Source organism: Gottfriedia acidiceleris (assembly GCF_023115465.1).
Taxonomy (GTDB): Bacteria; Bacillota; Bacilli; order Bacillales; family Bacillaceae_G; genus Gottfriedia; species Gottfriedia acidiceleris_B.
The window spans coordinates 2,694,511-2,712,662 of sequence record NZ_CP096034.1; the positions used below are offsets into that span (position 1 = coordinate 2,694,511).

At 32.9% G+C, this 18,152-nt stretch carries 16 protein-coding genes and 2 other annotated features; of the genes, 4 read left to right on the plus strand and 12 right to left on the minus strand.

Annotated features, from left to right (window positions below; genetic code table 11):
* Positions 1-36: 36 nt before the first annotated feature.
* Together MY490_RS12860 and MY490_RS12865 are read right to left on the minus strand one after the other, a co-directional pair.
* Complete coding sequence (locus tag MY490_RS12860) at positions 37-693, minus strand: HAD family hydrolase (RefSeq protein ID WP_248266084.1); 657 nt, start codon at positions 691-693, stop codon at positions 37-39.
* A gap of 45 nt (positions 694-738) precedes the next feature.
* Positions 739-1,305: a GNAT family N-acetyltransferase gene (locus MY490_RS12865; RefSeq protein WP_248266085.1), complete on the minus strand. Its 567-nt coding sequence runs from the start codon at positions 1,303-1,305 to the stop codon at positions 739-741.
* Positions 1,306-1,714: 409 nt separating this feature from the next.
* Here MY490_RS12865 and MY490_RS12870 point away from each other — a divergent pair, with 409 nt between their 5' ends.
* Positions 1,715-2,770 carry a cytochrome P450 gene (locus MY490_RS12870; RefSeq protein WP_248266086.1) on the plus strand — a complete coding sequence of 352 codons (1,056 nt, stop codon included), beginning with the start codon at positions 1,715-1,717 and terminating at the stop codon, positions 2,768-2,770.
* A 177-nt stretch (positions 2,771-2,947) separates the two neighbouring features.
* Here MY490_RS12870 and MY490_RS12875 read toward each other — a convergent pair whose 3' ends face one another.
* Positions 2,948-4,369 (minus strand): aminotransferase-like domain-containing protein, encoded by a 1,422-nt coding sequence (locus MY490_RS12875; protein WP_248266087.1) that lies wholly within the window; start codon positions 4,367-4,369, stop codon positions 2,948-2,950.
* 98 nt (positions 4,370-4,467) lie between these two features.
* On the opposite strand from MY490_RS12875, the gene MY490_RS12880 reads away from it, so the two are divergent.
* Positions 4,468-5,073, plus strand: a complete 606-nt coding sequence (locus tag MY490_RS12880) for a LysE/ArgO family amino acid transporter (protein WP_248266088.1) — start codon at positions 4,468-4,470, stop codon at positions 5,071-5,073.
* A 437-nt stretch (positions 5,074-5,510) separates the two neighbouring features.
* Here the strand turns inward: MY490_RS12880 and ileS are convergent, their stop codons facing one another.
* Positions 5,511-8,591 carry an isoleucine--tRNA ligase gene (gene ileS, locus MY490_RS12885; protein ID WP_432707077.1) on the minus strand — a complete coding sequence of 1,027 codons (3,081 nt, stop codon included), beginning with the start codon at positions 8,589-8,591 and terminating at the stop codon, positions 5,511-5,513.
* 66 nt (positions 8,592-8,657) lie between these two features.
* Positions 8,658-8,903, minus strand: a binding site (T-box leader).
* A 314-nt stretch (positions 8,904-9,217) separates the two neighbouring features.
* Here ileS and corA point away from each other — a divergent pair.
* Entirely contained in the window at positions 9,218-10,159 is a 942-nt protein-coding gene (gene corA, locus MY490_RS12890; RefSeq protein ID WP_248266090.1) for a magnesium/cobalt transporter CorA, read from the plus strand.
* A 146-nt stretch (positions 10,160-10,305) separates the two neighbouring features.
* On the opposite strand, the gene MY490_RS12895 is transcribed toward corA, so the two are convergent.
* The 4 genes from MY490_RS12895 to MY490_RS12910 all read right to left on the minus strand — a co-directional run bounded on the left by MY490_RS12895 (position 10,306) and on the right by MY490_RS12910 (position 13,163).
* A complete protein-coding gene (locus MY490_RS12895) occupies positions 10,306-10,554 on the minus strand; it encodes a DNA alkylation repair protein (RefSeq protein ID WP_069032392.1) in 249 nt (82 codons plus the stop codon).
* Between the two features lie 62 nt (positions 10,555-10,616).
* The gene (locus tag MY490_RS12900) at positions 10,617-10,811 is read right to left on the minus strand and encodes an NETI motif-containing protein (protein ID WP_248266091.1); all 195 of its coding nucleotides are present in this window, start codon (positions 10,809-10,811) and stop codon (positions 10,617-10,619) included.
* Positions 10,812-10,927: 116 nt separating this feature from the next.
* Entirely contained in the window at positions 10,928-11,650 is a 723-nt protein-coding gene (locus MY490_RS12905; protein WP_248266092.1) for a Bax inhibitor-1/YccA family protein, read from the minus strand.
* A 127-nt stretch (positions 11,651-11,777) separates the two neighbouring features.
* The gene (locus tag MY490_RS12910; RefSeq protein ID WP_248266093.1) at positions 11,778-13,163 is read right to left on the minus strand and encodes a glycine--tRNA ligase; all 1,386 of its coding nucleotides are present in this window, start codon (positions 13,161-13,163) and stop codon (positions 11,778-11,780) included.
* A gap of 80 nt (positions 13,164-13,243) precedes the next feature.
* Positions 13,244-13,423, minus strand: a binding site (T-box leader).
* 210 nt (positions 13,424-13,633) lie between these two features.
* On the opposite strand from MY490_RS12910, the gene MY490_RS12915 reads away from it, so the two are divergent.
* Positions 13,634-14,062 carry a hypothetical protein gene (locus MY490_RS12915; protein ID WP_069032388.1) on the plus strand — a complete coding sequence of 143 codons (429 nt, stop codon included), beginning with the start codon at positions 13,634-13,636 and terminating at the stop codon, positions 14,060-14,062.
* Between the two features lie 261 nt (positions 14,063-14,323).
* Here MY490_RS12915 and MY490_RS12920 read toward each other — a convergent pair whose 3' ends face one another.
* From MY490_RS12920 to MY490_RS12935, 4 genes are read right to left on the minus strand one after another with little or no spacing between them, the layout of a single operon-like run.
* Positions 14,324-15,031, minus strand: coding sequence for an ABC transporter ATP-binding protein (locus tag MY490_RS12920; protein WP_069032386.1), 708 nt, complete (start codon positions 15,029-15,031; stop codon positions 14,324-14,326).
* Positions 15,032-15,049: 18 nt separating this feature from the next.
* Positions 15,050-15,820: an ABC transporter ATP-binding protein gene (locus tag MY490_RS12925; protein ID WP_248266094.1), complete on the minus strand. Its 771-nt coding sequence runs from the start codon at positions 15,818-15,820 to the stop codon at positions 15,050-15,052.
* Positions 15,821-15,836: 16 nt separating this feature from the next.
* Positions 15,837-17,105: an ABC transporter permease subunit gene (locus MY490_RS12930; protein WP_248266095.1), complete on the minus strand. Its 1,269-nt coding sequence runs from the start codon at positions 17,103-17,105 to the stop codon at positions 15,837-15,839.
* Positions 17,106-17,114: 9 nt separating this feature from the next.
* Positions 17,115-18,098 (minus strand): branched-chain amino acid ABC transporter permease, encoded by a 984-nt coding sequence (locus MY490_RS12935; RefSeq protein WP_248266096.1) that lies wholly within the window; start codon positions 18,096-18,098, stop codon positions 17,115-17,117.
* Positions 18,099-18,152 lie beyond the last annotated feature (54 nt).

Consider the following 18,152-nt stretch of genomic DNA (forward strand, 5'->3'; position numbering starts at 1 on the left):
ATTTTTTTGGAATGGTTTTACTATTTTTAGTCGATATTATTTGTTTGTTATATGCTTAATTACATCTTCTAAAGATTTTTCTGCCATCGATGATAATCTTAAACTATGGTTCTCAAACTCTAAATGTGATGTAACTCGATTCGGAACAATTACACAGTGTAATCCTGCTTTCGTTGCAGCGATTAATCCATTCAACGAATCTTCAAATGCGATAGCCTCTGATGCTTGAACTCCAATTTCCTCAATTGCTTTTAAATATAATTCCGGATCTGGTTTAACTTTCTTTACATCACCCTTCGTCTTAATTACTGAAAAGTATTCATAAATATTTAATTTTTTTAAGAAGCTTTCTACCCACTGTCTTGATGAGCTAGATGCCAAAGCGATTTGTAATCCAGCATTTTTTGCTGAAATTAAATAGTCTTCTACGCTTTCTCTTAATGCGGGCTCGAGGAGTTTCACATCAACTAGCTCTTTTGCCATTTGTTCGATCAGCTCTTTTTCAATAGGTTCTTTTAAATTTGAATTAATAAAATCGAATAAAATTTCATCACTTGTTCCTACAACTTCTGAAAACTTTTGAAGCGTTAACTCCACTTCATACCGATGTAGTACTTCCTTATATGCTTCGAACCATACAGACTCAGTATCGACAATTAGACCATCAAAATCAAAAATTACAGCTTTAATCATCCCATTTCTCCTTTTCCTTAATTAGACAATTTTACTATATTATGGTTATTTTAGTTTCATATTGTACGTTTTATTTAGCCAATCAGGTTTAATGAGAGAAAATACGTTTAAATTATGAGACTCATCCCCTTGAACTAAATAGCCTCTCAGTAATCCTTCTTTTTGAAACCCTAATTTCTCTACTAAAGTAGATGAGGCTATATTATCTGGAAAAATAGAAGCTCCAATTCGATATAGTCCTAGTTTATTAAAGCAATATGATGTAATTTCCTTAATTGCTTCTGACATATATCCTTTTCTCCAATATTCAGGTAATAGATCATATCCAATTTCCGTTCTTCTAGCGTGTAAGACTAGATTATTTAAACCAATTGTCCCGATTAATTTTTTTGATTCTTTTTCAACTATTCCAAAGCGCATTCCTTGTTGATTTTGAAATCTAGTTTGAAAGGAATCTATCATTTTAACCGCTTGATCTTTTTCAGTAAAGGGGTCCATACCATAGTATTTAATTACCTCCTCATTTGAAAAGATGGAAAAAATCTCATCAACATTTTTTTGTGTAATTTGCACTAAAGATAATCTTTCTGTTTCTAAAATTGGAAAATCCATCATGTTACCCCTTTCTTATACGTCGAATAATCTCATAAAATCAGTTTGTTTATTTGAAGTACCTTATTTTACCATATATCATGATTTAATTTTCTTAATTTTTATTCGATTATTTCTTATTCATTTATATCTAATTCCTCATGAAAATCATTCTGTACAAAAGTATCCTTTTTTTTGTATTATCCAAAAGTTGGGAATAATCCATTTTCACAGAAATAGAAATAAATAGACTCATTTCATTCATAAGGGAGAACAGTTACATGAACAATCCATTAAAAGTGAATCCACAGCATTTTTACAAAGACCCATATTCGTATTTTAGTAACGCTAGAAAAATAAGTCCTATGCTTTATACGGAGCTATTTCAGAGAACTGGAGGCTAGTAACAGGCTATAGAGAAGCAGAAATCATGCTAAAAGACCCCCGTTTTATAAAAGAAGCAACCAAAGTCACTCCACCTGAACAAATACCTGAAAGTGTTATGCCTGCAATTGCGATAAATCGAAAAATGATGTTATTTCGAGATGCTCCTGATCATACAAGACTGAGAAATCTCGTGAACAAAGCATTTTCTCCAAGAATGGTTGAAAATTTACGAACATCGGTAAATGAAATTGCTGATTATTTAATTGCAAATATGAAAGGAAAATTTACCCACGAACTAATACGTGATTTTTCATATTTACTACCTGTATTTGTCATAACTGACCTATTGGGTGTTCCTAAAGAAGATCGGGATTTGTTCCGCGATTGGTCCGATGCATTTATTAAATTTATTGATTTTAATACGACTATGGAGGATTTAGAAATAGTTTCAAAAGATCTTCTTGATGCTTCAAATTATTTCAGAAATCTTATATCTAAAAGAAGAATTGAACCTAAAGAGGACTTAATTAGTAATTTAATTTTTGCAGAGGAATCTGGTGATAAATTAAGTGAAGACGAAATGATCGCAAGTTGTCTTCTTTTATTAATAGCCGGTCATGAAACTACTGTTAATTTAATCACGAATGGTTATTATTTATTATTAAAACATCCTGAGCAATTTGAGCTATTAAAAAATGATTTAACGTTAATCCCTTCAGCTATTGAAGAAGTATTAAGATACGAATCACCTGTTATTTTTACATCAAGGTGGGCTAGAGAAGACTTTGAGTTCGCTGGAAATTCGATTAAAAAGGGCGATTACTTTATGGTTTCATTAGGTGGAGCTAATTACGATCCAACAGTCACAATTAATCCTGAAACATTTGATATCACCCGGAAAAATATAAAACATTTATCATTTTCATCCGGCCCACATTTCTGCTTAGGTGCCCCTCTTGCTAGATTAGAAGGACAAATTGCACTTGAAAAACTGATTAGACATTTAGTGAATCCAGTTCTAATTGAGGAGCCAACTCGCCGTAAAAATGTTGCATTTCGAGGGTTTAAAAGCTTAAAGATTCAGGCAAGTATTCAGTAAAGTTTCTAGCAAATTATGTACTTTTCCAGATAGAAATTAAATTTTAATTTTCTAAGTTGTAGTAATGAAAATAATACAATATATAACATAAAAAAGAGCATCTTGATCTCGATGCTCTTTTTTACTGTTCAAAATCCTTCATTAAAAGGGACCAAAGAAATAAAGTTCTAAATGAATTCACATTTGGCTTATTTGTAGTAAAATATTTAATCCTTTTTTTAAATCTTCTAACGAAGCGTAGGCATAAGAAAGACGAATATGGTGTAAATCTCTTGGTTCATAAATATAACCTGGATTGATCAATATATTTTCTTTAAGTAATTTTAAAAATAAAGTCTTATTTACAATCGGATTATGAAATCTGAGCCATATGTAGAAACCACCTTCCGACTTTTTCCATGAAGCTATTTTTTTAAATTCCTTTTCTAAAATTTCTTCTACATAATTAGCTCTTCTTTGCAATTGTTCACGAAGGTTTATAAGATGCTTTTCGTATAGACCGTTTGAGATCCAATGTGAGACGATTTCTTGCGAAAAGGCACTTGAACCATAATCTGTTTGCATTTTAATATCAGCTAATCGTTCAATTACAGGTGAAGGTGCAACAACCCAACCAATTCTTAATCCTGGACTTAGTGTTTTGGATACACTTCCTATATAAAGAACTAGTCCTGAAGTATCAAACGATTTTATAGCAGGTGTTGATGATTCAAAAAGCAATTCGTGATAGACATCATCTTCAATAATCGGAATTTGTAGCTCTTTGCATGTATTAAATAGATTTTGCTTCTCTTCCAACGACCAATTATAGCCCGTTGGATTGTTTAGTGTTGGCACACAGTAGAATAAAGATTGCTTCTTCCCTTTATGTGCCCGTAAATTATCTTTTAAGTGATATTCCCTTGATACTGAAATCATTCGCATACCATTTGATTGAAAGGGATGTACTGAATTTAAATACGAAAATTGTTCTTGAAATAAAATGGATCCCTCTTCCAATAATCCAACTGCAATTAATTGAAGTGCTTGAAGTGCACCCGAAACAATTAAAATATTCTCTGGTGCTGATTCAATACCACGTTTTTTTAAATAATTACATAAAATTCCTCGGAGCTTTTCACTTCCTTGCGGAGATGAATAGCCAATTGCTTTGGAATCAAGTGAGATCTTTCTTAACGAATCTTCTATTTGTTTAGTTGGTAGTAATTCAGGTGATAATTCACCTGTTCCAAGTCGTATGATATGATCCATTTGCTCGTATTCATTTATGAGTTGAATCGTATGGTAGTTTGGTTTATGAATACTTGATTCAATATGTCTCTGCCAATTTGGTTGATATTTGCTCAAAAGTACGTTCCAAGAATTGTTAGCCACATAAACCCCTGAACCCATTTTGGATTCGATCAAACCATCTGCCCTTAATTCATCAAGTGCAAGTTGTACGGTACTACGATTCACATTAAATTGCGTTGCTAGTTGACGCTGTGTTGGAATCTTTGTGCCAACAGACCAATCACCTCGTTCAATACGAGATTTTATCCAATCTACAATTTGCTCTTGCACAGTCAAATGAGAATCACGATTTGGTTTCCATTTCATCTAACTCCCCCTAAATTGGATGGATATAAAACCATCCAATTGGTTGTTTTCTTTTAGTTTTATCATAGTACGATTGTAATTGAAAGGGAGTTGATTTGATGGAAGCCATTATTCATGGTCTAGTCTTAGCATTCGGACTTATTTTACCTTTAGGGGTACAGAATGTATTTGTATTTTCACAAGGTGCCACACAACCAAAACTAATTCGGGCGCTTCCAGCGACTTTTACTGCTGCTGTATGCGATACTTTTTTAATTCTTTTAGCTGTTTTTGGACTTTCCACGATCGTTCTACAATTTGAATGGCTAAAAATTAGCTTGATGATTGCTGGCATTTTGTTTTTAGTATACATGGGGTATGTTATTTGGAAATCTAAACCTGTAGCAAATGAATCGAAGAACAGTGCATTACCTAGCCGACAGCAAATCATTTTTGCTTTATCAGTTTCCTTATTAAACCCCCATGCAATCTTAGATACAGTAGGTGTAATTGGAACAAGTGCATTAAAATATGTCGGTAAGGAGCAAGTTTTCTTTACGATCGCATGTATTACAGTATCTTGGATTTGGTTTTTTGGATTAACGGTCGCAGGCTCAGTCATGAAGAAGGTAGATAGTACAGGAGGTTTAATGAATTTATTCAACAAATTCTCCGCCTTGTTTATTTGGGGAACGGCTATTTATCTTTTAATTGGATTAACTTAATGTAGATTATAGGATGATCAAATCATGATCATCCTTTATTACTAGTGGAACTTAAGCATTGAGTAGTTGATAAAGCTATTTTTAAAATTATCTTTTTTCAATAGGTTTAGCAAAAATAATAGATATTAAAAATTCAATAAATCCACCGCTAATAGAACCGGCAAATGCTGAGTTCATTTCGCCATGAAATAGGAATACTCTAACTAAAAAATACGATATTGCAAAAGAAAATGCGTATATCAAATAGAAATAAATGCTCTTTTTAGAAATCATCTAATCCTCGTTAAATCATTCTATACTAATTAATTCAACAGCTATTTTAATAAACCTTTAAACTATTGAATTAAAAAATAGGAGCTCTTGCCCACGTCATTTAAGAAGTAAAATGACAGACTAAAATCTTGTTATTAGTCTGTCATTTCAATTTAAGTATTCAATTAATTAGAAGCAACTAATTCAATTTCGGACTGATAATTACCAACTTTAATTTCTTTTCCATTCACTTCATTCTTAACAACTAGTTTTCTCATTAATAAGTTTTCCTCAAGCATTCCTTTAAACTTTTCAATGATTTCAATAAACTCTGGATTAGCTGTTATTCCAATGTCTACGCGCATATTAATTGGTAGATTTAATTCTTTTCGGTATTCTTGAATAGATCTGATTAATTCTCTTACAGTACCTTCGTGGATAAGATCTTCTGTTAGTAATGTGTCGAGGGTCACTGTATATTCGCCATTCGTCGCTGATGCAAAGCCTTCTCTTCCGCTTTTTTCAACTAAAATATCTTGTGCGTCGACTTTTACAGTTTCCCCTGATTCAATTAATACATTAACGTACCCACTCTCAATCACTTTTTTTGCATCTTCATTTGTTAATGATTGAAGTGATTTATTGACTAAATTTGAAAGCTTTCCAAATTTTGCTCCTGATTTTTTAAAATCCAGTTTCATTTTTAAGATTGAAAACTCATTTTCGTTGTTTACTTGTTGGAATTTTTTTACGTTTAGCTCATCTAAAACAATTTCTTTATATGACTCCCAATTGATCTCCTCATTGTTACTAACTAAAGTTAAACTAGCTAGTGGCTGTTTGATCTTTAATGAATTTGCATTTCGGATGCTTCTTCCAAGTTCCACAACTTTTAAAACTGCATCCATTTCCTTTTCAAGCAGAACATCGATTAATGTTTCATCGCAAACTGGAAAATCAGATAAATGGACGCTTTGTTTTGTTAAATTAAAATAAACATCTTCCGCTAAGAATGGTGTAAATGGTGCTAATAATTGACTTACTTTTGTTAATACTTCAAACAGTGTATAGTAAGCCGCTGCCTTCTCTTCATTCATTCCACTTGACCAGAATCGTTCTCTTGATCTTCTTACATACCAATTGCTTACTTCATCTACTAGTTTAGCGATGTCTCTTGCAGCATTTGTAAATTGATAATCCTCTAAATTTTTCGTTACATTTTTGATTGTGCTATGCAAACGAGAAATGATCCATTTATCCAATGTACTTGATTGATACTCATATTGTTTTTTTGCATTAAATCCATCTAAATTTGCATATAAACTGTAAAAACTATACACATTGTCGAATGTATCGATGAGTTTCGACTTCGCCTCTTGAACGACTCTTTCAGAAAAACGCTTCGGGTTCCAAGGCGCACTATCTACTAATAATGCCCATCTTAATGAATCAGCACCATATTTTTGAATTAATTCTACTGGATCAAGTGCATTCCCTTTACTTTTAGACATTTTTTGTCCATTTTCATCTAATACATGGCCTAGAGATAATACTCGTTTATACGGTACTTTCCCGGTAAATAAAGTAGATACTGCAAGTAAACTATAGAACCAACCTCTCGTTTGATCAATACCTTCAATGACGACATCTGCTGGGAATTGTTTTGTAAATTTCTCATTATTTTCAAAAGGATAATGATACTGGGCAAATGGCATCGACCCACTATCGAACCAGACATCAATCACTTCAGGTGTTCTTTTCATATTCCCTTTACAATTTGGACAGTTAAGAGTAACTTCATCAACAAAAGGTTTGTGCAGTTCAATTGAGTTGTCAATTTCTTCAACCGAATGGTTACATAATTCATTTATACTTTTTGGTGCTAATTGATGATTACATGAATCACATTCCCAAACATTTAATGGGGTGCCCCAATATCTTTTTCGGCTAATATTCCAATCAACCATTTGTTCTAAAAAATTACCGAATCGACCATATTTTATATGATCTGGATGCCATGTTACTTCTTCATTATTTTTAATAAACTGTTCCTTTAATGCGGTCGTTTTAATAAACCAACTTTCATTCGCATAATAGAGTAAAGGTGAATCACAACGCCAACAATGCGGATAGCTGTGCTCATATTTTTCTTTACTAAATAATAATTCATTTTCGGCTAAATACCTTACTATATCTACATCACACTCTTTAACAAAACGACCTTGAAAATTAGGTACTTCATCAGTATATTGGCCCTTTTCATTTACTACATTTACAAACGATAACCCATTTTCTTGGACAACCTTATAGTCATCTTCACCGTATGCAGGTGCGATATGAACAATTCCAGTACCACTACCTTCAGTTACAAAATCTGCTTTCACAACTTTATGACCAACTTCAACTTTTACGAAATGAAATGGTGGTAAATAACTAATACCGATTAGTTCTGCCCCGAGAAATTCAGATAAAATGACGTATTCAGCTTTTAATACTTTATCTAATAATGCCTTAGCAAGAATATATACTTCTTCACCTTTTTTAGCACGAACATATTCCATTGTAGGATTTACAGCTAACGCTACATTAGCAGGAAGTGTCCACGGAGTTGTCGTCCATCCAAGGAAATAGACATTTTCTTCATCTTGCAATTTAAACTTAACGGTTGCAGATAAATCTTTAACGTCTTTATATCCTTGCGCTACTTCATGTGAACTTAGTGATGTTTGACAGCTAGGGCAATAAGGTGAGACACGATGGCCTTTTACTAGTAAACCTTTTTCATGGATTGTACCTAGGATATTCCATACACTTTCGATATAAGAATTATCCAATGTTACATATGGGTCATCCATATCCACCCAATATCCTAACTGTTCAGTAAAATCTCGCCATTGTTTCTCGTAAGTAAAAACACTTTCTTTACATTTATCAAGGAAAGCTTTTACTCCATAACGTTCAATTTCTGCCTTACCTGAAATGCCTAACATCTTTTCAACGCCGAGTTCAACTGGTAAACCATGAGTATCCCATCCAGCTTTACGAACAACTTGGAAACCAGCCATTGTTTTATATCTAGCTACCACATCTTTTATAGTACGACCTAATGCATGACCAACGTGTGGTAGTCCATTTGCAGTTGGGGGACCTTCATAAAAAACAAATGATTCATTATGTTCTCTTTGTTCAACTGATTTAATAAAAGTATTTTCTTTAGACCAATGTTCACTAATCCTTTTTTCACGATTTTGAACAGATTCTTTCATGTTTTCTTTTTTCATATGATATCGCCTCTCTTATTTTTTTAAAGCACACAAAAACCCGCCCCTATAACAAGGGACGGGTTTAACCGCGATACCACCCTAATTCTATTGAAAACATTCCGCTCTTCAATAGCACTTTAGTCACGTACAATCATACGCGTTCCTTTTAACGGTAGACACCCGTTCAAACTTACTTATGTTTTCAGTTTGACTTCTCGGAGAGGATCTTCATTTAAGTACTATTCACCGGATTTCAGCTTCCCCGGCTCTCTGTATAACAGTAACAAAAATTACTTTTCTCGTCATTGAATTCATTTGTGTGCTTTAATTGTTATTTATTATATCCACCGACTACTAAAAAGTCAAAGTTTTCTTAAATTTTTTTTACTTAACTTAAATTCATATGCCAATGGAGATAATAAATGGCAATGTTAATGATCTTTTTAGTAAAATATCTTTTCTGCAACTAAAGAAAGAAAAGCAGAATTATATCTCTTATTATATTTTTGTTTTATTTCCTTACTACTTTTGTTAATCGTTAAACTTTCTCATAAATTTTTTAAAAACTAATGAAGAATATTGTGTTAAACTGATTTTGGTGAAAATTAACGAGAAAAAGGGGTGCCGAAATGATCAAAACGATGGCTGTATACAAGGACGGAACCCATGCGTTTGATGTATCAATAAAAGAATTAAATTCCGAACAAATTGATTGGGTTTGGGTCGATATTGGAAAACCTGAAAAAGAAGAAATTGACCTATTGAAAACTCATTTCCACTTCGATGAAATAGCAATTAAGCATTGTGTAAGTTATAAAGAAAGACCGAAAATGGATTATTACGATGGCTATCGTTTTATCATCCTACAATCATTGCAGGAGAACATGCAACAAGATGAAATTGATCTCTTTTTATCCCACAAGTACATCGTTTCATTTTGTTGGGAGGAATCAAATGCGATACAAATTGTGTGGAACAAACTAAAAGGATTAAAAAGTACAAAAGGAATAAAACCAGAACGAATCCTGTATCATATTTGTGATGAAATTGTTGATAAATTCTTTCCTATCGTCCAAAAAATTGAAGATGACATCGAAGAGATTGATGAATTAGGATCAAATTCCGATCTAAGCATGATCGATGGAATTAAAACACAATTAAGTAAGTTATCAAAGGTAAGAAAAACAGTTAAACCAACAAAAGATTTAATTTATCGTATATTAAATTCAACACACGTTGAAATTGACAAAGAAACGACAAAGAAATTACGAATCGTCTACGAACACTTAGTAAAATTATTAGATGACATTGCAGATAACAGGGAAATGGCAAATGACATCAGAGAAAGTTATATTTCAACGAACTCACACAAAATGAATAAAACGATGAAAATGTTAACATCGGTCTCGATAGTGTTCATGCCACTAACATTCATCGTAGGTGTATATGGTATGAATTTTGTTCACATCCCTGAGCTTCAATTAAAATATGGTTATTATTACTGTTGGGTAATCATGCTAATCATGGTGTTCGGATTAGTGATGTGGTTCAAGAAAAAAGATTGGTTCTAAACTATTGGTTATAAAAAACTATCTACTTCAAAATTTTTCTTTTTGCATATAAACTATTAAAAAACTATCCAACAAAAATAAGATGATCTCTGTATAGAGGTCATCTATTTTTATTCTATTCATACCTTCGTACTTAGTTTTTTATTTTAAAATTTCAATGAATCTGCTGTTTTTTCAAACATAACACTTTGATCAATTAAACCACAAGTTCCACATTGAACTAAATATTCTGGACCTTTATATGGAACAAAAAATGGATCTAGCCCACTTGAAACGTATTCTTCTATTTCAACATCTCCGCTTTGTGCATTTAATTTAACTGCTTTTGGGTTTTGTTCGATTAAATAAAATCTACTTTTGTTTGTTTTACAACGTGGACATGCTAATTTATGCATATTTTCACCTCATTTTATTCATATAAGGTTACTATTCCATTAGATTATTATATTTATTCATATTAATTTGTATTTAATTTGCCTTCAAATACAATCTTTCTCCCAGTCGGTTCAATTTCTACCTTTCCATTAACCATTTGTTCTGAAAATATTGGGACTTCCATTCTTTTAACTGGTTTATAGCCTTCTCTTTCCATTCTTTCTAAGCAATCATTAATTGTTTCATTTTCAAAGACTTCAAATTTTTTCTTACTCATCTATTTTCCTACTTTCTACTATTGTTAATTCTATCTAAACTTGATCGAATTCAAATCAAAATATAGTAAAAAACCTTACTTTCATTTGAGAGTAAGGTCTGACTGACTAAAATTATTTAATCGCGAAGCCTCGATAGGAATCGAAGTGCTTCAATATAAACCCAAATGACTGTTACTAATAAACCAAAAGCACAATACCACTCGAACTCTTTTGGTGCACCTTGTCTAACACTTGTCGTAATTAGATCAAAATCCAAGAATAGATTTAATGAAGCAATAACAAGTATCGCTAAACTAACAAATATTCCTATTGGACCAGATTGATGGATATATGGAATTGGAACATGGAAAAGTTGAAGGACCATCGTTAGTAAATAAAAGATAAACACTCCGATTGTTAAACCGAAAACAATTGATCTAAAACGGTGCGTTACTTTAACAAGTCCAGTAGCATAACAAATTAATGTTCCTGCTATAATGGCAATTGTTAATAGAACCGCTTGAAGGACAATCATTCCATATGTTGCTTCGTAAACTGCTGAAATATTACCGATTAGAATCCCTTCAACTGCTGCATAAATAGGTGTAGTAATCGGCGCAATTCTAGGAGAAAAAGATGTTACTAACCCAATAATGAATGCAACGATTAAACATCCAATAAACACTTTAGAATTAAGTGTTCCTGTAGCTGTTAGATAAAATGAGTATCCTGCTGTTGCGATTAGTAAGATTAATGCAATCATTGTTTTACCAATTGTCCCACCAATCGTCATCGCTTTAGCAGCATGCCTTGATTTGGTTAATCGATCAGAATTTAAGATAGGATTTGAACTCCTCATTTAAACTCCTCCTTTATTTTATACTTTTATTTTACCATTTTTAGTAAATTTCTTAAACTTTAAACAAGCTTTAGTAAAATATATGAAAAAAGATGTCCAAAAGGACACCTTATTTTAAAAAACTAAATTAAAATTTAATTTTATTAGCTAAAAATGATTGTAATTCACTTATTGCCACACGAGTTTGCTCCATAGTATCACGGTCACGAACAGTTACTTTTCCATCTTCAATTGATTCGAAGTCGTACGTAATACAGAAAGGAGTACCGATTTCATCTTGACGTCTATAACGTTTACCAATTGAACCAGTTTCATCAAAATCAACATTGAAATCTTCTGCTAATGAAGCAAATACTTCTTGTGCATTTTCTGATAATTTTTTTGATAATGGTAAAATCGCTGCCTTATATGGTGCTAATGCAGGATGTAGACGCATTACTGTACGAGATGTACCATCTTCTAATGCCTCTTCTTCATAAGCATCAATTAAAAATGCTAATGTAACACGGTCTGCACCTAATGATGGCTCGATACAATATGGAACGTATTTTTCATTTGTAATTGGATCATGATAGGTGAAATCTTCTGTTGAATATTCCATATGTTGTTTTAAATCATAATCTGTACGAGACGCAATGCCCCATAATTCGCCCCAACCAAATGGGAATTTATATTCAAAGTCAGTTGTCGCGTTACTATAGTGTGATAATTCATCCGCACTATGCTCACGTAAACGAAGATTTTCTTCTTTCATACCTAAAGCTAAAAGCCATTTATTAGCAGTTTCTTTCCAATAAGAATACCACTCTAACTCTTCACCTGGTTTACAGAAGAATTCAAGCTCCATTTGTTCAAATTCACGAGTACGGAACGTGAAATTTCCTGGTGTAATTTCGTTACGGAAGCTTTTACCAATTTGAGCAATACCAAATGGTACTTTCTTTCTCATTGTACGTTGAACATTTTTGAAGTTTACAAAAATACCTTGTGCTGTTTCTGGACGTAAGAAAATTTCATTCGTACTCGACTCAGTAACACCTTGGAATGTTTTAAACATTAGGTTAAATTGACGAATATCTGTAAAATCATGGCTACCACAATCAGGACAAGCAATTTTATGTTCCTCAATCAATTTAGCCATTTCTGAAAATGGAAGACCATCAACGATAATTTCCATCCCTTTTTCTTCAAGTGCATTTTCGATTAATTTATCTGCACGATGACGAGCTTTACAATTTTTGCAATCAATCATTGGATCATTAAAGTTACCAATATGACCTGAAGCTTCCCATGTACGTGGATTCATTAAGATTGCAGCATCTAGTCCAACATTATATGGACTTTGTTGAACAAACTTTTTCCACCAAGCTTTTTTCACATTGTTTTTTAATTCAACACCTAGTGGACCATAATCCCACGTATTTGCTAAACCACCGTAAATTTCAGATCCTGGAAATACAAATCCTCTGTGTTTAGCATGACTTACTACGACATCCATCGATTTTTCTGACATTTCATTTACCTCCAATTTTCAATTGTTTTTTGAAAATGCAAGAATGAAATAAAAAAGCTCTCATCCTTAGGCATTTTCTGCCTAGGGACGAGAGCTGTATACGCACCCGCGGTTCCACCCTAGTTGACAATTAAAAAAATTGTCCACTTTAAAAATTAACTCAGGAATGCCTTTCGCTAAAGGTTTTGATTGAGCTCACACCATCCTCAATTCGCTAGACAAAATAATCTTTAGGTACTTCTTTCCGTCAACGTTATATGTAATAAATAATATGTTGTTATTTTAACAAAGTGACAATGATTAAGTCAAATATTATTATGAACAATTTTAATAAAAAAATACCGTGAAATTTTTGAATATTTTTGGAAAGCTAACATGTAAAGATAAAACCTTTACAGTATGAGCATTACTTGGTATGATAGAAAAGTTGTTTTATTTATATACTATACTATCAGAAGGGAGTGCTAGTTTTGAGTAGCAGCATTTTTTTAAAGAAAAAGAAACGTTCAGCAGTATTGCTTGATAAACATCATTCCATTCGTTTATTAAAGACAAACAAAAAGCGAATCGTAAACAAAAGAAACAATAAAATAAAAGGGTTCGAACAATTACTTGTTAAAGAATTAAACGAGGAAATGATTTCAACTTCAAACAGTACGGTAAATGAAATTTCTGAAAATGTAAATACAGTAGTGATCGAAGGACTTCCAGTAACATTTCTTCTAAAGCTTGGAAAAGAGTTTTTCTCAGATTTAGAAGCAGTGAAGTACTATTATAATAGTAAACATGAAGATTTTTACAAGAATCGTAGTTTACTAGAGGAATCACTTCAATCTTCAATTAACAATGCGTCAAGTGAAGAACAATTAAAAGTTTCGGAATTTATTTCTAATAAATAATAATTATTAATGAGGGAATCCATATGGGGTTCCCTCTTTTATTTTCGATGAGAAAATCATATATAGACCGACTGAACTGCAAATAAACCTTAGAGAGTTCTGCCAAATATCTTTAAAAAAGTCTGAAAAATAGACTTGAAATGATTAGTGCCTCCTAGATCCCCCCCTCTCTGTATACCACACTCGTTCACATCAAAAAAAGGATGATCACATGTCAGTTGACCCGACTCATGATACATCCCCTTTTCGTTTACAGATTCATTAAGCTAAATAAGCTTTTTTCACTTCTTCATTATTCATTAATGTCTTACCTTCACCAACCATTTGGATCTCACCAGTTTGAATTACATACCCGCGGTGAGCAATTTGTAATGCTTGGTATGCGTTTTGTTCGACTAATAAGATTGTCATTCCTTGTTTGTTTAGTTGCTCAATAATTTCAAATATTTGTTCAACGATAATTGGAGCAAGACCCATAGATGGTTCATCTAGCATTAGCAATGATGGTCCCATCATCAGTCCTCTACCAATTGCTAGCATTTGTTGTTCTCCTCCACTCATCGTACCGCCTTTTTGGCTTAAACGCTCTTTCAGTCTTGGAAAATAATCAAATACCATTTCCATGCGTGCAGCGATTAGTTTTTTATCTTTAACGGAGAAAGCACCCATCTCTAAATTTTCTTTTACACTTAATTTAGAAAAAATTCTTCTTCCTTCTGGTACATGTGCGATTCCTTTTAAGGCAATTTCATGAGATTGTAGCTTTATAATTTCTTCACCTTTATAAATGAGCGTTCCAGATTTTGGTTTAACTTGGCCACAAATCGTTTTTAGAGTAGTAGATTTTCCAGCACCGTTACTTCCAATTAACGTTACAATTTCACCTTCATTTACTTCAATGTTAATATTTTTCAGTGCTTGAATACCACCGTAAAAAGAGTTAATATCTTTTAATTGTAATAGCGTCATCTTTTCGTACTCCTTTCACTATGCAGTAGTCACTGCACTTTTTCCTAAATATGCTTCAATTACTTTTTGATTATTTCTAATTTCAAGAGGTTTTCCTTCTGCAATTTTTTCGCCATGATCAAGGACAAATAAATACTCGGATATTTCCATAACAAGCTTCATATCATGCTCGATTAAGACGATTGTTAAGTTAAGGTCATCTCTCATTTGATAGATTAAATTAGTCAATTCTTTCGTTTCTTTCGGATTCATCCCTGCAGCTGGCTCATCTAAAAGTAAGATTCTTGGTTGAGATGCTAATGCACGCGCGATTTCAAGTCGTCTTTGTGCACCGTATGATAGACTCGATGCTTCCTCATTATAAACCTCAGCCAATCCGACGTATTCTAACCATTTATATGCCTCTTTCATCGCCGATTGTTCTGCTTTTTTAAATTTAGGTAAATGGAAGATTGTTGAAAAAACACCATACTTTAAATGCTGATGCATTCCTACCATGACATTTTCTAATGCTGTCATACTATTAAATAAACGAATATTTTGGAATGTACGCGCGATCCCTTTTTTATTAACAGTATGTGGCTTTAGCCCTACTAAACTCTCATTTCCTAGCAAAATTTCACCACTACTAGGAGTGTACACACCTGTAATCATATTAAAAAATGTTGTTTTTCCAGCTCCATTTGGTCCAATTACCGCTGTAATTGAGCCTTCTTTAATTTCAATATTTACATTATTTACAGCAGTTAAACCGCCAAAGCTTTTCGTTAAATTCGTTGTTTTTAACATTTGATAACCTCCCCTCTTAAAATGAAACTGTGCGTGTTTTTTCTTCGACGACAGTTTGATCTACGACGTCTTCTTTTGGAACAACCTTATTTTTGGCAGGCAATAATCCTTTTGGCCTAAAAATTGCTGCAAGTACTAAAATAAGTCCGAAAATCATACGTTGCATTTTAGAAGGCGATAGAGCCGGTGGTAAATTAATAACTCCATCTAATGTTAATTGGTTTAAATAGTTTGTTACCTCTGTTAATACTTGTAAATTTAAGATTGTTACAAGTGTAGCTCCAAGGATAACACCTGGAACACTACCCATTCCGCCTAAAATAACCATTACCAAGATCGTAATAGACTCAAGTAATGTAAAGCTTGTTGGGTCAATAAACATTTGCTTAGCAGAGAATACTACTCCCATCATACCTGAGAAAGAAGCACCGATTGCAAATGCTATTAATTTCGTACGTACTAAGTGAATACCTGAAGCTTGTGCAGCGATTTCATTCTCACGTACCGCCTTCCAAGAACGTCCAAGCTTCGAATCTTGTAATCTAGTAACAGCTAAAATGACGATTGCTAAAACAACTAACACGACATAATAAAATTGTCCTGAATTATCAATCTCTAAACCAAAAATAGTAGGAGCAGGAATCGAAGAAATACCTTGTGCCCCTCCAGTAATATTTACTGGTTTATCTAAGTTATTAAATACAATTCGAATAATTTCTCCAAATCCTAGTGTTACAATTGCTAAATAATCACCTTTTACACGAAGTACTGGAATACCTAATAATACACCTGCAATTGCAGCGATAATTCCACCGATTATAATAAATACCCAGAATGAGTTTCCTGAAAACGGAAGGAAATCAAAATGTAAGAAATTCGTAACTTGTTTAGTTGAGAAAATTGCATAAGTATATGAACCGATTGCAAAGAAGGCAACGAATCCTAAATCTAATAGACCCGCTAAACCAACTACTACATTTAATCCAAGTGCCATTGCAACATAGATTCCAACTAAAGTCGCTACACCCATATATGATTCAAATGCTGTACCTTGTGATGCAACATAAGGCATAATCACCGTTAAAACTAGGATTCCAATGCTCCATTTTAATTTGACTGGAAAATTAGTTTTATATAATAAGTAAAGTGAGAACAAGATTAATAGAAATGCCGTTACGGATTCTTGCAAAAAGTATAATCCTAATGATGTAACAACGAGATAAGCACCTAAGAAAATACCTTGTAGTTTATTTGATTGTTTTAACCCATTTAATAAGCTCTTCATCTAATTCACCTACACTTTCTCAGCTACAGGTTTACCTAATAAACCTTCTGGCTTGAATATTAGAACTAGAATTAAAATTCCAAATGCAACAACATCTTTATATTCTGATGGGAAAATACCATGTGTTAAAGTTGATAAATTTGTTGCTGCAAACACTTCGATGACACCGATCAATAAACCGCCAAACATTGCACCACGAATATTTCCGATTCCACCTAATACTGCAGCTGTAAATGCTTTTAGGCCTAAAATAAAACCGATATATGGGTCAATTGTGCTGTACTGTAATGCAAATAATACGCCAGTTGCACCACCTAATCCAGAACCTAAAAAGAATGTTAAAGAGATGACTTTGTTAACGTTTACTGACATTAATGATGCAGTTTCACGATCCTGTGCAACTGCACGCATTGCTGTACCCCATTTTGTTTTATTGATGAAGTAATCTAATGAAATCATCATTACAACTGCAACGACTAAAATAATGATTGATGCTGATTTAATTTGTGCATTTCCAAATGAAGAAAGAATTGAGCTAGTTTTAATTTGGTGTTGTCCAGAAAATAGTGATGGGCCAGTAATAATGTAATTTCCTTCTTTTAATTCAGCAATAAAACGTACAATATCTTGTAGTAAAAATGAAATACCGATTGCTGTAATTAATGTAATTAACTTTGGTGCTTTTCGCAATGGACGATACGCAACTCTTTCAATCCCCATTCCTAGGAAACCAGTTGCTAATGAAGCTACTATTAAAACAATTGCTAACACGATAATTGCAGGTAAACTACTTAATAAACCTAAACCAGTAAATGTAATTAATACAGCAGTACCAATAAACGCACCTACCATAAATATTTCTCCATGTGCAAAATTGATTAGTTCCAATATCCCATAAACCATCGTGTAACCGAGTGCTACAATTGCATATACTGCTCCTAAAACAAGACCGTCTATTAGAACTTGAGGTAGTGTTTGAATTACTTCATTCATGTATAAGACCTCCTATAAATAATGTAGTATATTTACTATTAACTTCCAAAATTT